General features: G+C 31.7%; 20 protein-coding genes, 1 pseudogene and 1 riboswitch. Of the genes and pseudogenes, 9 read left to right on the forward strand and 12 right to left on the reverse strand.

Annotated features, from left to right (window positions below):
- Positions 1-18: 18 nt before the first annotated feature.
- Positions 19-3210, forward strand: a complete 3192-nt coding sequence (locus tag F8162_RS00200; protein ID WP_151582477.1) for a type 2 lanthipeptide synthetase LanM family protein — start codon at positions 19-21, stop codon at positions 3208-3210.
- A 101-nt stretch (positions 3211-3311) separates the two neighbouring features.
- Entirely contained in the window at positions 3312-5489 is a 2178-nt protein-coding gene (locus tag F8162_RS00205) for a peptidase domain-containing ABC transporter (RefSeq protein ID WP_151582479.1), read from the forward strand.
- Positions 5490-5644: 155 nt separating this feature from the next.
- Here the strand turns inward: F8162_RS00205 and F8162_RS00210 are convergent, their stop codons facing one another.
- The 7 genes from F8162_RS00210 to lgt form a co-directional block, all read right to left on the reverse strand.
- Entirely contained in the window at positions 5645-6388 is a 744-nt protein-coding gene (locus tag F8162_RS00210) for an ABC transporter permease (RefSeq protein ID WP_098624276.1), read from the reverse strand.
- A 15-nt stretch (positions 6389-6403) separates the two neighbouring features.
- Entirely contained in the window at positions 6404-7144 is a 741-nt protein-coding gene (locus tag F8162_RS00215) for an ABC transporter permease (RefSeq protein WP_098624277.1), read from the reverse strand.
- On the reverse strand, positions 7144-8058 hold the full coding sequence (locus tag F8162_RS00220) for an ABC transporter ATP-binding protein (RefSeq protein ID WP_151582481.1): 915 nt from the start codon (positions 8056-8058) through the stop codon (positions 7144-7146). Before F8162_RS00220 ends, F8162_RS00215 begins: the two co-directional genes overlap by 1 nt.
- 491 nt (positions 8059-8549) lie before the next feature.
- Positions 8550-8912 (reverse strand): fluoride efflux transporter CrcB, encoded by a 363-nt coding sequence (gene crcB / locus F8162_RS00225; protein ID WP_151582483.1) that lies wholly within the window; start codon positions 8910-8912, stop codon positions 8550-8552.
- Positions 8912-9337 (reverse strand): fluoride efflux transporter CrcB, encoded by a 426-nt coding sequence (gene crcB, locus F8162_RS00230; RefSeq protein ID WP_151582485.1) that lies wholly within the window; start codon positions 9335-9337, stop codon positions 8912-8914. The genes crcB (F8162_RS00225) and crcB (F8162_RS00230) overlap by 1 nt, the downstream gene beginning before the upstream one ends.
- Before the next feature lie 59 nt (positions 9338-9396).
- Positions 9397-9456: riboswitch (Fluoride riboswitch) on the reverse strand.
- Positions 9457-9574: 118 nt separating this feature from the next.
- A complete protein-coding gene (locus F8162_RS00235) occupies positions 9575-9961 on the reverse strand; it encodes a YidH family protein (protein ID WP_150159224.1) in 387 nt (128 codons plus the stop codon).
- 17 nt (positions 9962-9978) lie between these two features.
- A complete protein-coding gene (gene lgt / locus F8162_RS00240) occupies positions 9979-10791 on the reverse strand; it encodes a prolipoprotein diacylglyceryl transferase (protein WP_150159222.1) in 813 nt (270 codons plus the stop codon).
- Positions 10792-11223: 432 nt separating this feature from the next.
- On the opposite strand from lgt, the gene F8162_RS28520 reads away from it, so the two are divergent.
- Positions 11224-11385 (forward strand): hypothetical protein, encoded by a 162-nt coding sequence (locus tag F8162_RS28520; RefSeq protein ID WP_190322698.1) that lies wholly within the window; start codon positions 11224-11226, stop codon positions 11383-11385.
- 252 nt (positions 11386-11637) lie between these two features.
- Here the strand turns inward: F8162_RS28520 and F8162_RS00245 are convergent, their stop codons facing one another.
- Entirely contained in the window at positions 11638-12285 is a 648-nt protein-coding gene (locus F8162_RS00245) for a recombinase family protein (RefSeq protein ID WP_151582487.1), read from the reverse strand.
- A gap of 316 nt (positions 12286-12601) precedes the next feature.
- Between F8162_RS00245 and F8162_RS00250 the strand changes: the two genes are divergently transcribed.
- Entirely contained in the window at positions 12602-13423 is an 822-nt protein-coding gene (locus F8162_RS00250) for a peptidoglycan-N-acetylglucosamine deacetylase (RefSeq protein ID WP_150191977.1), read from the forward strand.
- A gap of 127 nt (positions 13424-13550) precedes the next feature.
- Here F8162_RS00250 and F8162_RS00255 read toward each other — a convergent pair whose 3' ends face one another.
- The 4 genes from F8162_RS00255 to F8162_RS29385 form a co-directional block, all read right to left on the reverse strand.
- Positions 13551-14504 (reverse strand): sporulation protein, encoded by a 954-nt coding sequence (locus F8162_RS00255; protein ID WP_150191978.1) that lies wholly within the window; start codon positions 14502-14504, stop codon positions 13551-13553.
- Between the two features lie 62 nt (positions 14505-14566).
- The gene (locus F8162_RS00260; protein WP_151582489.1) at positions 14567-15904 is read right to left on the reverse strand and encodes a hemolysin family protein; all 1338 of its coding nucleotides are present in this window, start codon (positions 15902-15904) and stop codon (positions 14567-14569) included.
- Positions 15905-16066: 162 nt separating this feature from the next.
- On the reverse strand, positions 16067-16486 hold the full coding sequence (locus F8162_RS00265) for a MerR family transcriptional regulator (RefSeq protein WP_151547927.1): 420 nt from the start codon (positions 16484-16486) through the stop codon (positions 16067-16069).
- 152 nt (positions 16487-16638) lie between these two features.
- Positions 16639-16959 (reverse strand): phosphatase PAP2 family protein, encoded by a 321-nt coding sequence (locus F8162_RS29385; protein WP_098631617.1) that lies wholly within the window; start codon positions 16957-16959, stop codon positions 16639-16641.
- A 113-nt stretch (positions 16960-17072) separates the two neighbouring features.
- On the opposite strand from F8162_RS29385, the pseudogene F8162_RS00275 reads away from it, so the two are divergent.
- The 5 genes and pseudogenes from F8162_RS00275 to F8162_RS00295 form a co-directional block, all read left to right on the forward strand.
- A pseudogene (locus F8162_RS00275) lies at positions 17073-17261 on the forward strand (DeoR family transcriptional regulator); the annotation flags it as partial.
- 25 nt (positions 17262-17286) lie between these two features.
- On the forward strand, positions 17287-17874 hold the full coding sequence (locus tag F8162_RS00280) for a TasA family protein (RefSeq protein WP_151582491.1): 588 nt from the start codon (positions 17287-17289) through the stop codon (positions 17872-17874).
- 446 nt (positions 17875-18320) lie between these two features.
- A complete protein-coding gene (locus F8162_RS00285; RefSeq protein ID WP_151582493.1) occupies positions 18321-18884 on the forward strand; it encodes a sigma-70 family RNA polymerase sigma factor in 564 nt (187 codons plus the stop codon).
- Positions 18881-19900 carry a DUF4179 domain-containing protein gene (locus F8162_RS00290; protein WP_151582495.1) on the forward strand — a complete coding sequence of 340 codons (1020 nt, stop codon included), beginning with the start codon at positions 18881-18883 and terminating at the stop codon, positions 19898-19900. The genes F8162_RS00285 and F8162_RS00290 overlap by 4 nt, the downstream gene beginning before the upstream one ends.
- Before the next feature lie 537 nt (positions 19901-20437).
- The gene (locus F8162_RS00295) at positions 20438-20998 is read left to right on the forward strand and encodes an NAD(P)H-dependent oxidoreductase (protein ID WP_151582497.1); all 561 of its coding nucleotides are present in this window, start codon (positions 20438-20440) and stop codon (positions 20996-20998) included.
- Positions 20999-21122 lie beyond the last annotated feature (124 nt).

The following is a 21122-nucleotide window of genomic DNA, read 5'->3' on the forward strand; positions in this document are numbered from 1 at the left end:
TAGAGTGGGGGATATCATTTGTTAACATCTACAGATTCCTTAAATAATATTAATGAGCTATTGGATAATTCCACATGGGCTCATGCACTATATTTAAATGAGAGAGAAAACATAGAAATTAATAATTCTATTAATGAAGATAGCGTAACTGAATGGCTTCAAAAGTTTAATAATAATAAGGAATTATTATTAGAACGTCTTGATCAAGAAAAAATAACATATTCTCAATTTACATCTATCCTTTCAAGTCCACAGGTAGATCACACATATAAAAAAATGGAATGGTTTTTAACAATTAAAGAAATTTTTTTACAAACCAAGGACGAGCACAATGATGGAGAATTCGATAAACTTTTTTCAAAAGACGTTCCTTTTATTTCTTTTATAATCCCATTTGTTAATTATGTAAAAGAGAAAATATTTAAAGAAATAGATCAAACAAATACATTACATATCTTTGAAAAAAAATGCATAGAAGAAACTATAGTTAAATTGGTTTCTTCAACTATTTTCAAGTACTCATTAAAAACATTGATATATGAATTAAATAAAGCAAGAATTCAAAACGAATTATCTGGAGATACCCCAGAGGAGAGATATAACTACTTCGAGAAGGAGAAAATTGGTAAATCATCTCAAATTTTAGCGGTACTTTCTCAATACCCTGTATTAGCTCGCTTAATATCTGAAGCTATAAGTAATATCATAAATAATCTAATTAGATTTATAAATCAATTTACGAATGATTATAGAGAAATTGAAACTACGTTTGAGATAAGTATTACCAAAGTAATTAATATTCAGGCGTTGGGCGATTCACATAATAAGGGTCAACATGTCCTAAAACTTGACTTTAATGATAACCAATCAATAATTTATAAACCTAGATCATTATCGATTGATATACATTTTCAACAATTTTTAAATTGGATAAATGAAAAAAATGAAATTCACAACTTTAAAACTATAAAAGTTATCAATAAAGGAACTTATGGCTGGCAAGAATTTGTTACATATAAGGATTGTACTACAGAAGAAGAAGTACGTCGTTTTTATGAAAGACAAGGGCAATATTTATGTGTTTTACACTTCTTAAATGCAACAGATTTTCACTATGAAAACTTAATTGCTCATGGTGAACATCCAATGTTAATCGATTTAGAATCGCTATTTCATACTACAATAAAGAACAATCAATCCTTAAAAAGTCCAGCTAATCGTAAAGCCATAAATATCCTAAATGATTCCATTGCAAGAACTGGTCTATTGCCAATTTTTGTAGATAATGATTTGTTTGATATTGATGTTAGTGGTATTGGTGGCGGAAAGAAACAGCAAGTAGAAAGATATAAAATAGATAAAGTAAAAACTGATGAAATGAGATTGATTAAGGGTTCAATATATTTAGAAGCAGGGTTAAATTCGCCAAAAATTAATGGAGAAGTTTGCGAGGCCTTTAATTATACACAATCTATTAAAGAAGGATTCTACAAAACATATAAATTACTAGAAAATTATAAAGAGGCCCTTCTGTCAACAGATTCACCAATCCATGCATTTAGTAAAGATAGGGTAAGAATAATACTTAGAAGTACTATAGTATATAGTCATCTTCTTGACGCGAGTACTCATCCTAAGTATTTAAAATCTGGCATTGATAGAGTGAAATTGTTTGATTATATGTGGTTACTAGTTGATTATATTTACAATCGAAAAAACGCGGCTATATGTGAATGTAAGGATCTATTAGCAGGTGATGTCCCTTATTTCTATGTAGACGTTGATTCCACTAAAATATTAACCCATCAAAATTTTGAGATAAAAGATATGTTTGCAAAAGATAGTTTTAATATGGTATTAGAAAAAATAAAAAATATGGGCGAAGAAGATTGCAATCGACAATTAGACTTTATTGAAAAGTCGCTATTAACAAAATATTATTTGGATATCAATAATATGAACAAAGCTATTGAAGATTTTAATAAGAAGTCTTCTTACGAAGGTACATTGTTAAACAAAGAGGCATTCTTAACAGAAGCTATTAGAATTGCTAATGTATTAGAAAAAGAGGCAATCTGGGCAGAAGATTTTTCCGATGTAACTTGGATTGGAATAGGTATGAGTTCAGATGAGAAATTAAACTATAAAGCGATGGATATGGGGATATATGATGGTATCTTAGGTATGGCCATTTTCTTTGCATACGTTGGAAAAGAAAGTGGGATTCCTAAATTTAAAAAAATTGCAAAAGCCTGTCTACAAACAGCTTTAAATGAGAAGAATGCTACAAAAAAAGCATACATATCTGCCTTTTCAGGATATTCTTCAGCGGTTTATGTGTTAACTCATTTCTACAAATTATGGGGTGAAAAAGAACTATTAGATGAAGCAATCAATTTCATTAATGAAATTGAACCACATATAGATAAAGATACGACGTTCGATTTACTTAATGGAAGTGCAGGAACTTTATTAGTACTTTTAAACTTCTATAAAGTCACTGGTTTTCAAAAGGCTTTAGATATTGCTATAAAGTGTGGCGATCATTTATTAAAAAATGCCGTGAAAGTAAATGGAGGCACAGCTTGGACTATTTCTCCTAAGCATACCCCCTTAACAGGATTATCTCATGGAACATCTGGCATTGCATTAGCTCTTATTCGATTAACTGAAGAAACAGGCGATCAAAATTATTTAAATGCAGCATTACAAGCTTTAAATTATGAGAATAGCACTTTTTCTTCTAAAGAAAACAATTGGCTAGATCTTCGTCAAAACATGAATAGGGATACTCCTAAATCTGTTATACATTGGTGTAATGGAACGGTTGGAATAGGAATGGCACGATTGAAAATCTTAGAACATTATCAATCGGAGATATTTGTAAGAGATTTGGAAAAATCTATAGAAATTACTATGGAGCGTGGTTTTTTAAATCCTAATTATAGCCTTTGCCATGGTGATTTAGGAAATTTAGATTTACTATTATTAGCTGCTACACGTATTGATAAGTATAAGCCATTGTCAAAATTTGTTTATGAAAAAGCAAGTAGTATGCTTCAATATGTACAGGAAGATAATCAAAATTGGAAGTGTGGAATCCCCGGTGGACAACAAACTCCTAACTTTATGGTAGGTCTTTCAGGAATAGGTTATCAGTTGCTACGTCTTTATAATAGTGAACTACCATCCGTTCTAACTCTAGAATAAGATATAAAAAAGTATGGTACTCAATATAAGGACAATTATATTGATTGCCATACTTTTATTAAATTTTAACGATTTTAATTTTTAGGGGGAAAAGATTTGCAATGAAATGGAATATAAGAAATAAAAAATCAAAAGTTCCAATTGTTGAACAAATGAGTCAATATGAATGTGGAATTTGTTGTTTGAATATGATTTTAAAGTATTATAATTATGAAATAAAACTTTCTGAATTAAGGCCTTATTTTGAAGAGAGTAGGAATGGTACTACTTTGTTAAAAATAAAACAGGTAGCAGAAAAGTTTAACATGCATTGTATTGGAAAAAAGGTATCAATAGATTTTCTACTAGAATATCAAGATTTGCCATTACCATTTATGGTGTTTTTCGAGAATAAACATTATGTGGTTTTAGAAAAGGTTACGGGTACACATTTCTTTATTGCTGATCCAGCTATAGGACATGTAAAGATGACTAAAAAAGAGTTTGAAGAGAAATATTCAGGTACCATTTTTATTATGATTCCTAATGAAGATTTTGTTCCCAAAAAACAAAAACAAAAATCAAGTATAAAAAAGATTATAGTTGAAAACAAAAAACCATTATTATATTTAGTACTGTTTTCACTTCTAATTCAATTAATTTCCGTAGGTGTACCAATAATTATGAAAACATCTATAGATTTAATTGTAATGCAAAAAAAATACGCTATGATTTCAACATTTATAATTTCTTTTTTAATACTTTGTATTTTTCAAGTTGGTTTCAATTTGTTTAAGGATTTCATACTTATTAAATTACAAAATAGTTTAGATTATAAACTTACAAATAAATTTGTATCGCATCTATTAAAGTTACCATACAAATTTTTTGAGAATCGTTCCCGAGGGGACTTAATCTTACGTGCTAATAGTAATGTTAGAATAAGGGAGTTCTTATCTCAAAATCTTATTATGTCTTTAATTAATATTTGTTTAGTATTTGTATTATTTACTTACATGTTCATAGAATCGCGTCTTTTAGCATTGGTAGTATTATTAATTGGGATTATACAAGTTCTTACCATTGTATTTACAAAAAATAAGCTGAAGTATTTAACAAAATCACAGATTACTAGCCAAACACGTTACAGCAGTTTTATGACTGAGATGTTAGGTGGAATGTCTACGATTAAATCTTTAGGTATCGAAAATAATATATATAAAAATTGGGAGGAATTATTAAGTAAGCAGGTTGAAGCAAATAAAAATAAGTCCTATTTTCAATTGAAAGTAGATACTATTACAAAAAGTTTATTTTTTGTTGCTCCATTAATTGTCATATGTATAGGTATTTATCAAGTTGTTAATGGACAAATAACAATTGGGACGCTTTTTGCATTTCAATCAGTAACAATTTCTTTCTTAACACCCCTCAATTCAATTGCTATGTTATTAAATGATATTGTAACTACAGAAACATTATTAGATCGAATTGATGACGTATTAACAGAAGAAAAAGAGCCTACTCCTGATAATGATGTATTCATTAAATTAAAAGGGGATATAAAGCTGGACGATGTATCATTTAGATATAGTAAGTTTGGAAATTACAATTTAAAAAATATTTCTTTAAATATCGCATCTGGTCAAAAAGTAGCAATAGTAGGGAAGTCTGGGTCAGGAAAAAGTACCTTAGCAGCACTACTATCGGGGCTATATACACCTACACATGGTAATATATATTTTGATGATACTAATCATAGTACTCTTAGTAAGGAAACTTTGAGAGGGAATATAGGTGTTGTACTGCAAGAAAACTTTCTATTTAATAAAACCATTTTGGAGAATTTAACTATTCATAATAATGATATTAATATGGATGAAATTTTATTTGCTACTAATTTGGCCCAAATACATGAAGATATTCAAGTTATGCCTATGGGATATCATACAGTCATTTCTGAAGGTGGATCAAATATATCTGGTGGACAAAGACAAAGGCTTTCTTTAGCTAGAGCATTAATTTCTAAGCCATCAATATTAATCTTAGATGAAGCTACTAGTGCTTTAGATACGATAACAGAAAAGAAGCTTAATGAAGGAATTCAAAACTTAAATTGTACAAGAGTTGTAATTGCTCATCGTATAAGTACCATCATAGATTCAGATATAATTGTTGTTATGGATCAAGGTGAAATTTTGGATAGTGGAACCCATGAGCAGCTACTTTTACGATGTAATTATTATAAAGATTTCTATTATAGTAATTTTCATGATAGTAAACAATTACAAAAAATGTAATACTTATTCTCCTAATTCAATGTAAGCAATAACATACGGACATTTCATATTTAAATCTCTAACAGATTTTTAGATACGAAATGTCCGTATATTTATGACTTACATCTTATTGAACATTTAATGTGAAATTTTAAATTATAAAATGATAGTAGAAATTATTTAATGTCCTTACGTGTCATTCTGCGTATACCTATAAATAAAAATACTGTTGTGTAAAAAATGTTCATAATGAAAAAGAAAAATGTATTCTTGAATCCTTGAATACCATGTAGTTTTATTGGATCCATCGCTAAAGCTGAGTAAGAAAAAGGCCATATATATCCAATGCCCATTAAATAAAAAATAATCCCTAAAAATGTAAAAGCTACTCCAATACCTATTGGAACTACAAAACTCTTTAATGATGTAGAAAGCCATAGCTGAAGAGATGCTATAGAAATAGTTCCAATCCAAGCATAAAATACCCATTTAAGTAGTACCATAGGGAATGGATGAGAAAAATCTAAAAAATTCCCTGAAATTATATAGAGTATTACTAAAAATATCTGGGTAACCAAAGAAAGTAATGAGATAACAATAAGCTTTGAAAGGTAAATATTAGTTATAGAAATAGGCAATGATAATATTTTATTCCAATTATTACCTGAATCTTCATATCTGCAAACCAGAGAACTATAAACACCTATTAATATAGGAAATAAAAACATACTATACAACATACCTATTTGTGTCCAAGCTTGCATCCATTCATTTTTACCAGCACCTGCAAGTACTTCTCGATTAAACTGGAAATTTAGTAGACCCAATAAGATACAAATAAAAGGTATACATAGCATAATAATCCACATCTTAGATCTTTTTAATTTTAATAATTCTGTAGAAATAGCTAGTCTAAGCATAAAAACAATCCTTCCTTAGTTAGTATCTTTTTTCATAAAATGTTTTAATCCTACTAGAATTAGGATGATGCCTACTACAATACTTAAAAATAAATTGGATAATGAATTAACATTTGGTTGATACGTCATTTGGTTTCCGACTACTTTAAGCATGAGAGGACCAGTAATTGATGGATACGTCCAAATAAGAAATTTACTGATAGGTATCATTTGTCCCAAATAACCTAAAAAAGATCCAAGAATACCTACTGTTAATGAAAATGCTTGATTTTTTATTAAGACAGAAACCCAAGTTTGCAGAGCTACAATCGCAATACTAGAAATCCAAGTTGTCGCTAGGAATTTTAGTATTAAATTTACTGGAAAAGATCCAGGGTAATCTAAGACATTACCTATTATTAACATACTGAAAAATAAAATAATTAGAGGTATTAAAAGTAAAATCATAGTCGTAATTATTTTACATATATAAAGTGATGCTTTATTAATAGGCGTAGCCAATAGCATTTTCCATGTATTCTCTTTATGTTCTACATCAACAAGCCTAGATACAATTGTGGCAATCATAATTGGCACAAATAAACCGTTTAGTATGCCGAAGTTTGATATTAAGTTATCCCAAATATGAAATTCCTGACGGGCCTTTGCTGTTAAAGCAAAAACCCAAGCAATCTCTAATATACTCATTAAAATAATAACAAATATAAAACGTTTTCTTTTTAACTTAAGAAATTCGCTTCTTAATAGGGATATCATTACAGACTTCCTCCTTTAGCTGTTAACTCAAGGAAAATATCTTCTAATGTACGTTTCTCTTCTTCAATTCTATAAACTGACATATTATTATTTATCATCAGTCGGTTTGCTTGGGCAACTTGTTCTTCAGTATATGTATTTAAAACTAGAGAGTCACCTTCTATTTTGGAGAAAATCTCATTTCTTAATAGAATTTTGTGGGCATCGCTTAAGTTATCGACTTTCATTCTAATAATTGAATTACTTTGCTGTCTTAATTTTGCTATGTCATCCTGAAAAATTAAAACCCCATTTTGAATAATTCCAACTTGAGTAGCTATATGGTCTATTTCACTTAATAAATGACTTGAAATAATGACTGTCATACCATATTTACTAGGTAATTCTTTAATAAGTTCACGTATTTCATGTATACCTGATGGGTCTAGACCATTAGTTGGTTCATCGAGAATTAAAAGTTTTGGAAATGCTAAAAGTGATGAGGCAATACCCAACCTTTGTTTCATACCTAATGAATAATTCTTTACTAATTTCTCTTTTTGATTTTTTAATCTTACTATTTCAAGGACTTCATCTATATTTTTTCGTGGAACATTAAGCATTCTGCGGATTATCTCTAAATTTTCATATCCCGTTAAATGTCCATAATAAGAAGGGGATTCAACAAGGGAACCAATTTGCTTTAAAATGTTTAGCCTATTTGTTTTTAAATCTTGGCCAAATATTTTGATGTCACCGTTTGTTGGTTTGACTAGTCCTAATAGCATCTTTATAGTTGTTGTTTTTCCAGCTCCATTTGGTCCTAAAAAACCATAAATCTCACCCTCGTTAACTTTTAAATCTATATTATTTACATTAAAAGTATCTCCGTGTTTTTTGGAAAGGTTATGTGTTTGCACAATATATTTAGACATATAAATACCACCTCATCATTTTATATTTATTAACTTAATATCATTATACAATGATAATCTTAAGTTAAAATTCAGCTTACCTTAAGATTACCTTATGTATGTAAATAAATTATCTATTTGGGGTACCGCCCACATTTTAATGAAAATATACGCTAAGCAAATTTCGACATAAAAGAAGCCGAAAATAGAAATTTATTGAATTTTATAATTAAAAAAGCGTTCATTAAGTAATAAAATTACTCGAACGAACACCTTTTTTAATTATTCAGTTTGATAATAGAATTAATCAAAAATCACATCAATATCACTAATATAATTACTTTGTTTCTTTAAAGAATCCTGCCAACCAAATGACATGAAACTCACGCTAAGACATTTTTGAGTAGAAAAAGCCTTGACTATCTTATGCTAAGAAAAATCACTTACCTAAAACAAAAAAGACTGTATCCAGATGCTACATGTTACTATGTATCTGGTTTTTATTTATATGATTATATTTTACCTACCTGTATGCCTAAAAATGCTAACAATATACCAATGATATAAGAAGCACCTATGTATAGAAAGAAAATCCCCCATCTCTTATTTGCACCAAGTTGAATAGACTCCAATTTAAATGTAGAAAAGGTAGTGAAAGCTCCCATGAATCCTGTTCCTAATAGTAATTGCCAACTTTTATCTATTCCTTTACCAAGGATATACCCTAATAGAAAAGCTCCTGTCAAATTAATAAGAAAGGTAGCAATCGGAAAAGATGATAAATTTCTTTTCTTGAACCAATTACTGATACCAAAGCGGGAGATAGCACCAAAGAAGCCTCCAATTGCCACCAATAAAGCATGATATTCTGTCATTACTTTATGCCTCCTTTTGACTGTAGAACAGATTTCTTTTGAGTGCGTTTCACAAATAAAGTAATTCCAAGCTTATAGCCTATTCCAGACATCAGAAGTCCACCTAACATACTGAAACATACATATAAAATTGCAAATATCCATTCCGCATGGTTAATTAACTTAACAGTTTCCACACTAAATGTGGAAAAGGTAGTAAATGATCCTACAAAACCTGTTCCAATTCCTGTGACAATCTCTGAAGGAAAAATGTTCAAGCGGGAAATATAAGTAGTAATCCAACTTAATACAAAACATCCAATTAAATTGATTAACAATGTAGCTAAAGGGAATGAATGATGCCAAAATGTATCAATATTTAATCCTAAATAATAACGAGAAAGAGCACCTAATACCCCAGCTATACCAACAATAATATACACCATTTTCTTCACCTCTTTTATAGTCTGCTCAAAAAAATAGACTCCTACCAGTAAATACTTGCTTACTGGTAGGAGTCATCAGCTCTAAGGCAATTAAGGCGAACTCCATCGCCCATGCAGTTATATTAGCTATTGTAGCAAATAAATGTTATTCTGCCTACTGAAATAAGAGGTATACTTTGAGGTTCATACCAAAAAAATTATCACTACTATAGAGAGGCATGGTTAATAAAACCTCAATTATATAATTAGTAAAAAATAAGATGAAATAACTAAAATAACTGCGATAACTAAGGTTGATAGCCATATAATCAATGTGGTATGTGCACGAAATGTTTGTGAGTTAATGTTTTGGCGTTTAATTAAATATTGTAGTGTTGCAATAATAATAATACCTATGCCAGCAATAACTGATCCTATTCCAATTCCAATCGCAACTTTATTGTTAAATGTGGAAAGCTCTTTTCGAACGGCTAAATGAAGATTAGCTACAAGAAATCCTAAACCAGCAATAGCAATGGCAGTACGTAACCAAGCTAAATATGTTCTTTCGTTAGCTAAATGTTGCTGAATATATTTTGAATCCACTGTTTCGAAGGCTTTTTCTGTCGTTTTCTGTTGTCTCATTACATAGTTTCACTCCATTAATCAGCAGTATAGTGTAGGTGTGCGTATCCTTTTTTACGTCTATACCATGCAATAAGAATACTACAAATGATACACCCAATTGAGACTAACTGAGCTATCCTTATATGAGATGTTAACATGAGGCTATCTGTACGTAAGCCTTCTACAAAAAATCTTCCTACGGAATACCATAATAAATAAGTTAGAAAGATTTCTCCTCTTTTTAAATTAGCTCTTCTTAATAAAAGCAATAGAGCTACGCCTGTAATATTCCAAATAGATTCGTATAGAAAAGTTGGATGATAATATGTGCCATTTATATTCATCTGATTAATAATAAATTCTGGTAAATGCAAAGATTCTAAAAAACTTTTAGATACAATCCCTCCGTGGGCCTCTTGGTTTATAAAGTTTCCCCATCGTCCAATTGCTTGTCCTAAAAGTAAACATGGAGCTAAAATATCCGCCATTTTCCAAAAAGAAAGATTTCGTTTTTTTGTAAACCATATAGTTGTTAATACAGCCCCAATAATACCACCATGGATTGCAATTCCGCCATGCCAAATTGCAAAAATTTCCCCTAGGTTATCTTTATAATAGTTCCATTCAAAGAATACATAATATATTCGTGCTGAAACAATTGAGATAGGTAAAGCCAGAAAGATTAAGTCGTAAAATATATCTGAAGGAACCCCACGTTTTTTCCCTTCATGAGTGGCTAAGATAAACCCTAATATAGCTCCTATACCAATAATAACTCCATACCAATGTACAGCAATGGGCCCTAAGTGAATTGCAATAGGATCTAAGGGGTGGGTTTGTTCTGTCATTAAAAAGCGCCTCCTTTTATTTAAAAGTATAACAATATATACATTTTAGATTATGTTTATTATAACATTGAAACTTACCCACATATAAACTTCCTTTTCTATCATTCGTATTAAATTGCAAATGATATCCCAAGAGTATTAAACATCTTTACGCCGTCCCAAAAACGATTATTTTCGGGACGATCGAATATCAAGCGATTTTCGCTAATTTTTTTCGAAAAACTTTCCCAAAACTCATCTCAAAAACTCTGTCGCTGATACGTACGTTTATGAACCATAATATATTGGAATAAAATAACTTTATCAACAAATGTTATGGATAAATATATACAAAGAGCAGCAGTTCAAAAAGTAAAATGGTGATTCAAGTTGAAAAACTACTCATTTGGGTGTTTTTTTCTCTGTCTTACATACACAAAAGGAGATTGCATCTTGAATATTATCGACTTAGAACTAGTACGAAAGCGAAAAATAAAGGGAAATAAAATGATTACAATACCAATTATTGAACGGGTCTTTAAAGTAAATGAAGAAATTCAGTTTGAAGTAACTGGTGAAAAAGAACTTCCTATTGCTTGGCTAGAAAAGGAATAGATACTTCTGTTCTTGTTTATTTTTTTATAAAAACGAAAGTGGAATTTTGAATATCAGTCATATATTTTTCATAATTTAATGCAAATAAAGTAAAACTTTAATCAGTAGGAAGGCTATTCATCCCCGCAGATTAATAGCTCTCACAAATGAGGCTTTTACGAACAGTTATACAATCAATAAATAAGGAAAAGATTTTTATCATTACCTTGAATTCTTTTTACAAATACGCATCGAACCACAAAAAGAACCAGCTTACAACTGGTTCTGATTCAGTGTACGTTCATATTCCTTGATTATTTTATAAAAGGTATTTTTCTTTAAATCTAACATTTCCATAAATTGAACTCCTGTTATTTTTTTATCTTTCCACTTTGGATAAGTTTCTTCTATTATATATAGCTGCTTTTGGCTTAAGGATGAGAGGTTAAATTGAGGACGCCCTAAATGTTTTCCTTGAGATTTAGCTACCGCAATTCCTTCAGCTTGTCGCTGTCGAATTTTTTTGCGCTCTTGATCTGCAACATAGGAAAGCAAAGATAAAAATTGGTCTTCCATTAATCGGCCCATATCACCCATCTCACGAAATTTCCGGCTATCAAACAGGGTTTCATTTTCTAAAACTACGATATCAGCTTGTAATTGTCTTGTTATATACTTCCATTCTGAAATTACCTCATCATAATTGCGGCCCATACGATCTAATGCATCTATGTAGACAATATCACCTGTACTTAAAATTTTTCGTAATAATTGATATTGAGGACGATCAAAATGTCGTCCACTTGCTTTATCAACAAAAATGCGTCGAGCTTCCACTCCTCGTTCCATCATCTTATGTAATTGACGTTGTTCATTTTGATCTTTTGTACTTACACGTATATATCCGTAAACATTTGACATTTTTTATATTCTCCTTACATTTGTTACCACAATTATATCATTTTTGTTTATAAAGATGTTGATTAAAAATAAACGTTTATAAATCTAATTTAATCACCTTTGTAAACTTGATATATCAACGTTTCATAGATAGAGCCTCTTAGTTTATAAAAGTATACCTTTACAAACATCATGCGGAAGAAAAATACATTTCGTATTAATTAGTAAAACAATCAAAAGTAAGGTGAATTATACCATTTGTTTGGTACTAGATGTAATTTGGTATAATTGTATTTAAACAAATTATTGCTAATAGGTAGAGGAAGGAATATAGAGAGTGAAAAAAACATTTCAGGCCAAAAGATTCTTAATATCAATTCTAATGGTAGCCCTAGTGTTAATTATTTATTTTGTGATTCAATCAATTGTATCACCCGCAAGAGGGGTAACAAACCAAGACAATCCAATTCAGCTGGTAGGCGAACAGCCCAACGTTGAGATAAACAAACGAGTACCTAATCAATTTAACGGTCAAATACGGAAAGTTGCATATCTTACATTTGATGATGGACCAGGAAAGTATACAGCTGAGCTTTTAGATATACTAAAACAGCAAGATGTTAAAGTAACTTTTTTCTTAACTGGTAAGAATGTAAAGGCATATCCTGATTTAGTAAAACGAGAAAAAGTAGAAGGTCATTATGTGGGTATGCATAGCATGACTCATGATTTCAAAAAATTATATACAAATGGTGACTATGTTAATGAAATGACAACAAATCAAAATTTAATAGCGAACATTATTAGAGAAAAACCACAATTAACCCGACCTCCTTATGGTTCTATGCCTGGATTAAATGAAGAACTTCGTAATAAGGTAGTAGATGGTAGATTTAAAGTATGGGATTGGACAATTGACTCCCTAGATTGGAAGTATAATAACGTACCTATAGAGTCTGCTTCAATGAATATTGCTCAAAATGTACTTACTAATGCAACGAAATCCCAAGAAGTTATATTAATGCATGATATTCACCCTCAAGCAGTTGCAGCCGTACCAGCCATTATAAAAGGATTAAAGGAAAAAGGGTATGAATTTGAAGCATATCACGAAAACAATCACTTCCCTTTAAATTTCTGGCAGGATCCACGTATTTAAACAGTGCCACAAAGCTCAAAATTATAAAGGTTCCACGTTATATCGTAATCTCAAAAACTCTAAAAGCCCCTGACTAAGTAGATACATAGTCAGGGGCCATATAAATTATCAATTTGATAATGAGGTATTACTCATCATCATTATCTCCAAAGAAATCTCCTAGGAACGATTCTTCTTCTTCAATGCCTAGTTCTTCGGTTGCTTCTTCTACCATTTCCTCTACACCTAATCCATCGATTAATTCATTCAATAACATGCCACCTAATATTCCGACAGCTAAACCACCAATCATACCTGTAATTGGATTTCTTTCATTACTGCTCTGATGGGCTTGTTGTGTTTGATATGAGAATGGTTGTGCATAAGCATGCGGAGCATTTACCATTTCATTTATATATTCTTTTAAAATATTAGCTATTTGTCTACTTTCTTTTAATACATCTTGTTCAATGAAAAATTCACGTCTTGCTTCCATTTCCCCATGTCTAGTTCTGCAATCTACTTCCATCCAAATGCGAATCCCTGACTCTTCATAAGCAAAACGAATCTCTATTTCATCAACTTCGTTTACAAATAATTCTCTTGGGAAAAAGGAAAACTCTTGGCCCCATGTATCTAATTTACCCGATGTAGATTTTTCCTGGAATCCTAATCGATTCAATGCATAAAAAACATTTTGCACTTCTTCCGGTACTTCAATAACAAGACGATCAAAGTCTTTTCGATCTACGCCACCTTCAATGTCTAAGTGCGTATCGAAATAGTAAGAAACTCCACCTCTAGATACAGGCAGGTCTCTTGGGATATCATAAGAAAATGAGATTACCTTGGACTCCTCTGGAAGAATGTTATAGAATCCGTTCAATGGAATTGTTGCTACCTTACGTGTAACAGATCCTTGTTTTGTTACAACACTCATCATGAAGTCTGCTGTAAGGCTATTCATTTTTTGTTCAACTTGACCGCCTTCAATCCAAGCTTCTCCATGCAGTGTTTCGCCAGCAGAATAAGATGGTTTTTTAAAACGTAAATCTACTGTTGCTGCACCTTTACCGAATTTAGCCAAAATCTTTTTAAACATTTTGTCTCTCCCTTTTTCCTTATAATGTATTTATTTTATTCATTAGAGAATCCAAACGGTAACTACTCTGTTACCGTTTGTTTAATTTCATCTTCTTGTTCATGCTCTTTTGCTTTTTGAATTTCTATTCGTTTTATATGATGTGAGTCTTTCGAAATAATTTTAAATTCATATCCTTCGGATTCAACAGACTGTCCTTCTTGCATATGATAATTCTGCATCATGACCCAACCACCAATGGTGTCTACATCTTTATCGTCTAAATGTAAATCTAGTAAGTCATTTAATTCGCTTATTAATACTTTTCCATCTACAATCTTATGAGTTTCACTGATATGTTGGATTGGAGCATGTTCATCTTCATCATATTCATCTCGGATTTCTCCTACAATTTCTTCAAGAATATCCTCAATCGTTACAATACCTGCTGTTCCACCATATTCATCATATAATACGGCTAATGGAATACGTCTCTTCTGCATTTCTAACATTAAATCATGAATTGGAATTGTCTCAATTACTTGAATAACTGGACGTGTATACGGACGAATTGTATCAAATGATTCTGTACTCTTGTTTATATAACGAATAAAGAAGTCTTTTACATTCACCATACCGATAATTTCGTCTTTATCTTCTCCAAATACAGGATAACGCGTATATTTTTCACTTTGTATTGTATTAATATGTTCCTCTAGAGAATTATCTACGTGTAAACCAATAATTTCTGTACGGGGTACCATAATTTCTTTTGCAATACGATTATCAAATTCAAATATGTTATTTACATATTTATACTCTGCGTGATTAATTTCTCCACGCTCATAACTTTCTGAAAGGATAAGACGTAACTCTTCTTCTGAGTGAGCTACTTCATGTTCAGATACTGGTTTTAAACCAAATAATCCAGTTAACATCCTTGCAGATCCATTTAATAATCGAATGAATGGATACATAATTTTATAGAACCAAATAAGTGGGGTAGAGAGTAATAATGTCACTTTTTCAGCTTTTTGAATCGCGAAAGTTTTTGGTGCCAATTCACCAACTACAACATGTAGATAAGTCATTAAAGTAAATGCAATTGCTAGAGATAAAATACCTGCAAGAGAGGAATTGATATCCCATCTTTCAAATAAAGGATGTAACAATCTCTCAATCGTTGGTTCACCTAACCAGCCTAATCCCATTGCCGTGACTGTAATTCCTAATTGACACGCTGACAAATATTCATCTAAATTTGATGTTACTTTTTTAGCTGCTAAGGCACCCTTCTTACCTTCTAACACAAATTGATCCACTTTCGAACTTCTAATTTTTACAATCGCAAATTCGGCTGCTACGAAAAAGCCTGTAAAACCAATTAAAACTGCTACCAACACTAAATTTAATATTTCCAACTAATACCTTTAGTTTCGAAAAAACTAAAGGATCCACCTCCTATAAAAAGCATTCTTATTTATATACTTTTAGTCTTCTTCATTTCCTTGGAAGAACATCGTTACATATTTTACCAGCTCCAGAACTTCCATCGGATGAAAGAACATCGCTTCATTTCTCCTTTAACTTAAAAATAAAACAAGCGTTTGAATCAGTGTCGTTGCTTGACCGGATAATCCCTTCATATAAAGTTTCTTTTGTTCTTCTGTCAGATTATCCAATAGCGGCTTCAAATGCATTAATTCATGTTCTAATTGCTGAAGATGCCCCGACACATCATTCACTTGTTCTGCAAGTTTATGGTTTAATACTGTTTGATTTTGTTGATTATCTAATACTTTTCTAATCTCACTGAGTTGCATATTTAATTGTTTGCATTTTTCAATGAATTTCAAACGATCCACTGCTGATTGATCGTAGTAACGATAATTTTTATTGGAACGTTTTGCTTTTAATAAGCCTAAATTCGTATAATAATCAATGGTTCTTTTCGAAACCTGAGCCAGCTCTGCCACCTCTCCGATTCGATATCGGTTCCCAATGATCCGTCACCCCTTCACTTAAATTAGCTAAATAGTAGCATACAGAAAACCGTACAGTCAAACGTTATAGTTTTTATTTTTCAAAAAAATTAATTCTGTTCAAAAAGTTGACATATTATCTCTTTTTTACATTAAACTGCCATATTCAATTACTAGTGTACCAAACGTAATATGCTTTGAATAAGTCTTGTCTGCATTACATAGTAATGTACGAAGAATGCTATTAGTCCACCTAACATAATTCCTACTAGCACATCGAATGGAAAGTGTACATCAATCCAAATTCTTGATACAGCACCCCCACTAGCTGCAATAATGCACAAGAATCCAAACTGTTTTCGATAGAACCAAATGGTAACAGCAATTACCAAAGCACGCGCTATATGATTGCTAGGGAATGAGCTATTAGCTGTATATTCTAACAGTTGATTTACATCGTAAGAAATAAAGGGACGATTTCGATAAAAAGAAATGAATACTTTTACTGATTACGACAGTTAAACCAGCTGCTAACAAGGCTTGAAAAACAATTTTTTTGTTTCTAGAACCCAAAAATAAAAAGAAACCTAGAATTAAAACAAAAGCTAGCGGAGATCCGGATTTTATTAGCTTTAATGTAATGGAAGATAAGTCCGCTGCAACGGATCCTACTCATTTCTCTGGTGTATTAAGCGGCAATCGAACAAGTGTTGTATCTAAAAGATCTCTTTATATTGCCAACCCTAAGAATGCTACCTCTGAATTTACTGTAATTGTATCTGCTATGGTTCAATAAGTAAAATCAGAAAAGAGACTATGAAATATTTTTTAGTCTCTTTTTTGTCGGTTACTTCGTCGCTCTTGGTTTATCTTTAATTGGTGGGGGGACATATGCTTATTTTAGTGATCAAGTTGTGTCGAATAACACATTAGCCGCGGGGACATTAGATCTTACTATGCAGCCTACAACTTCTCTCAATTTAGATAATTTAAAACCGGGGGATAAAATTTTAAAAAAGTTCAATGTAAAAAATAGTGGTACGTTAGATATTAAAGATGTTCTAATGAAAGTAGATTATACCGTGAACGATTTGAAACTAGATAATCAGGAAGATGATTTTGGTAAACATATTAAAGTACAATTTCTTTGGGATTGGGATCCAGCAAAAAGTCCTATATACGAAACAACTCTTGCAGAATTAAAATCACAAAATCCGGAAGTCGCGTCTCATAAAGTATTCCTTTCAAAATGGGCAGAGACGGGTGGATTAAAGGCTGGTAAGATGGATTGGTTCTGGATAAGGTTTATCTTTGAAGACAATAAAATGGACCAGAATATGTTCCAGGGAGATAGTATTGCGATGAAAATGGAGTTCCAAGCGAATCAAACAGACGGACAAGAAAGATAATATTGCAAGACCCATATATGGTACATCTAAGACTTCTAAGATATAATATTTTTATTTTAGAAGTCTTACTTTAATATTTAACACCGGGGTAATATTTGGGGTACAGCCAACATTTCGGAAATTTTGTACGCTAAGCAAATTTTAACCTCAAAAAATTGGTTCCTGTACGATAAGAAACCGACTTTTTAGGCTGGTTTGTTTAACTATCACACCGTTTAAAAGAAAACTCTATAAAAATTCTTCTTCAATCTCCAATATCACCTTCCACTACAATATCTAATGGTTTTCTATCATATTTGAATAGATTTGACAGCAATATAATCCAGAGTAAAAATTAGCCTAATGAATAAATAAGAAAATAATAAAATTTTTTTTGAGAATAAACTCTTAGACAGTTCGTTGTACTTTATGAAAAAGCTTTTTCAATCACATAAGGAGAAAAGTAAATGAAAAGTTCATCGACAAACTTTATCAGTAGATTAAAAAAACAAAAAGAAGATGCACTCGAGTATATCATTGATGCATATATGCCACTCGTGAAAACCATTGTTACAAAAATTTTACACAATATGAAGAAAACAGATGTTGATGAATGTATCAATGATGTTTTTCTAACTGTTTGGCAAAATGCTCATCAGTTTCAAGGTGATACACAAGACTTTAAAAAATGGATTGGCATGATTACGAAATACAGAGCAATTGATCGATACCGTCAAACTAAAAAGCAAGTCATACATGAACAACCGGACAAACCACTAGAACAGAAAGCAAGTGATTTACAAACTGAAGTAACTGTCTTGAAACGAGAAGAAAAAAATGCATTGTTATTTGCGATTAGTCAATTGAAGGAAATTGACCGCGATATTTTTATAATGAAATATTATTTGGAGCTTTCAAATAGTGAAATTGCTGACAATCTAGGTCTATCGAAAGCTGCGGTCGATAATCGGTTGTATCGAGGTAAGAAAATACTAGCTACAAATACCAAGTTAAAGGAGTTATTTGCATGAGTATGAAGGAATGGATAGATATGGATATCGATCAACTTGAGTTACTAGACGTAACAGACATCGAAAAGACACGCGTCAAACAACATGTACTCAAAAAACGCAAAAAAGCACCGATTTGGCGTAATATTGCCGTCGCTGCTGTTATTGTTGGAGCAAGTACAGCAACAGGTTTTGCATTTCCGTCTCTTGCAGCACAAATTCCGTTTATGGATCATGTCATTAATTATTTTAATGACGAAGAGCAACACTATAAAAATTTCGAGGCCTTCTCTACTGATATTGGTCTTGCACAGACGAGTAATGGTACTACGGTCATGATTGATAATGCCGTATATGATGGGACGAATATTACAGTATCCTATGCAATTGAAACCGAGCATCCATTTGGTGAAAATCTCGATACACTTGCACCTCACTGGTTTGATGTAAAGGGGTCAATAGCAAGTGGTGGTACGGGTAAAATTACAAAAATTAGCAATACTCGTTATGTTGGGATTGCGACACTTACACCTCACTTCAAAGATGATGTATATCCAGAAACGGTACAGGTAACTTGGGAGCCTACAACATTTACGAATCATGAAGGAGTAGAAGTAAAAGGTGATTGGTCATTCGACTTTTCATTAGATCGTTTAGAAGGAGATATACAGCTCGTGAATGAAACTGTACAGAGGAAAGATATGAATTTTACCTTAAAATCGGTTGAATTCACGGATGTTTCGACAGTTATTGCCTATGAGCAAGTCGTGACAGACGAACTCCTTGAACAATGGCCAAGTGTAACACCAGTATTTCGAGTTTCAGATGATCTCGGCCATGTGTACATGAATGGCACCGGTGGTGGTGGCGTTTCAACTGATAATGGGAAAAACTTTGAAGGAACGACAGCATTCGGTCCAATCCAAGAAGGTGCTAGTCAGCTTATTATCCAACCGGTTGAAATCGCAAGTCTTATGTCTGGTCAAGGTCACACCGAAATCGAACTCGATCCGGTTGTCATTGAGTTGAAAAAATAAAATTGATATCCTCTGTAGAAGTTGATTAGTTGTCAAGTTTTACAGGGGTGTATTTTTATGGACTTTAAAGGTTTAAGCCATTAGATTCTTTTTGACTAAGAATATAGTTAAAGAATGCTGTTCCGTTTACTTAAATACACTTTTTCATAATCTCTTATTTATCTTAACGTAAATATCCATTTTCTCTTTCTGAAAAAGATACCATAAACGAACTTTATTTACATCTATCAAAACTGACTGAAATATGTTTGAAACCTAGTTCCAAAACTCATTACCAAAAACAAAGTACCAAACTAAACAACAAATACCGTTTAAGGAACCTTCTTAACGTACGGAAAAATCAAGTTTTTTAAATGGAAAATTCCTTAGCGTACGAAATTTGCGTTATGTTGGCGGGACGCCATATAGAATAAATATTTTTATAATTGATTTAATACTCACCTTTATGTAAGTACTTGTACTAAAAGTGCATACTTACATATTTACAGTGTTCACTTTATTATCAAGATATAAATAATACTTAAGGAGGACAAATCTTTGAAAACTCTTGTCATTGTAACACATCCCAGCATAGAAACTTCCGTCATTAATAAGCGGTGGATAGAAGAACTGAAAAAATATCCGGAAAAGTATACTGTTCACGAATTGTCTAAGGTTTACCCTGATGGAAACATAGATGTGCAAAAAGAACAAAAAATGGTTGAATCACATGGTAATCTGATTTTGCAGTTCCCTATACATTGGTTTAATTGTCCGCCTCTCCTTAAAAAATGGCTTGACGATGTTTTAACTTATGGATGGGCTTATGGTTCAAATGGAGGGGATAAATTAAAGAATCGCAAAGTTGCTTTAGGTGTAACTGCAGGAATCAAAAAAGAAGATTATAGTAAAAATGGAAGATATCAGTATACACTTGAACAAATATTAGTTCCATTTAAAACGACATTCCTGTATTGTAATGCAGATTATCGTTCGTACTTTGCGTTTTATGGTAAAGAAAATAAGCCGGGTGGAAACGAAGAAGAAGAAAATGAGCCTGGTACAAGCGAATTGGAAAAAAGCGCTCAAGATTATTTGAATTTTGTTGAAAACCTGTAATAGGTAGCTTTATAAAAGCTATAAAAAAGAAGTATCTCCTTCTTGAGGAGATACTTCTTTTGATTTAAACAAAATACTAGCTACCGCTGTACATTCTCCATAGCGGATGCTTTTTTTCTTTGTT

Source organism: Bacillus sp. CH140a_4T, from assembly GCF_008923725.1.
Classification (GTDB): domain Bacteria; phylum Bacillota; class Bacilli; order Bacillales; family Bacillaceae_G; genus Bacillus_A.

Bases quoted from the DNA above. Each gene is read 5' to 3' on its own strand.
- F8162_RS00290 (WP_151582495.1), top strand. From the start codon at position 18,881: ATGAGTATGAAGGAATGGATAGATATGGATATCGATCAACTTGAGTTA.
- F8162_RS00235 (WP_150159224.1), bottom strand. From the start codon at position 9,961: ATGAGACAACAGAAAACGACAGAAAAAGCCTTCGAAACAGTGGATTCA.
- crcB (WP_151582483.1), bottom strand. From the start codon at position 8,912: ATGACAGAATATCATGCTTTATTGGTGGCAATTGGAGGCTTCTTTGGT.
- F8162_RS00220 (WP_151582481.1), bottom strand. From the start codon at position 8,058: ATGTCTAAATATATTGTGCAAACACATAACCTTTCCAAAAAACACGGA.
- F8162_RS00255 (WP_150191978.1), bottom strand. From the start codon at position 14,504: ATGTTTAAAAAGATTTTGGCTAAATTCGGTAAAGGTGCAGCAACAGTA.
- F8162_RS00245 (WP_151582487.1), bottom strand. From the start codon at position 12,285: ATGTCAAATGTTTACGGATATATACGTGTAAGTACAAAAGATCAAAAT.
- F8162_RS00210 (WP_098624276.1), bottom strand. From the start codon at position 6,388: ATGCTTAGACTAGCTATTTCTACAGAATTATTAAAATTAAAAAGATCT.
- crcB (WP_151582485.1), bottom strand. From the start codon at position 9,337: ATGGTGTATATTATTGTTGGTATAGCTGGGGTATTAGGTGCTCTTTCT.
- lgt (WP_150159222.1), bottom strand. From the start codon at position 10,791: ATGACAGAACAAACCCACCCCTTAGATCCTATTGCAATTCACTTAGGG.
- F8162_RS00285 (WP_151582493.1), top strand. From the start codon at position 18,321: ATGAAAAGTTCATCGACAAACTTTATCAGTAGATTAAAAAAACAAAAA.
- F8162_RS00215 (WP_098624277.1), bottom strand. From the start codon at position 7,144: ATGATATCCCTATTAAGAAGCGAATTTCTTAAGTTAAAAAGAAAACGT.
- F8162_RS00205 (WP_151582479.1), top strand. From the start codon at position 3,312: ATGAAATGGAATATAAGAAATAAAAAATCAAAAGTTCCAATTGTTGAA.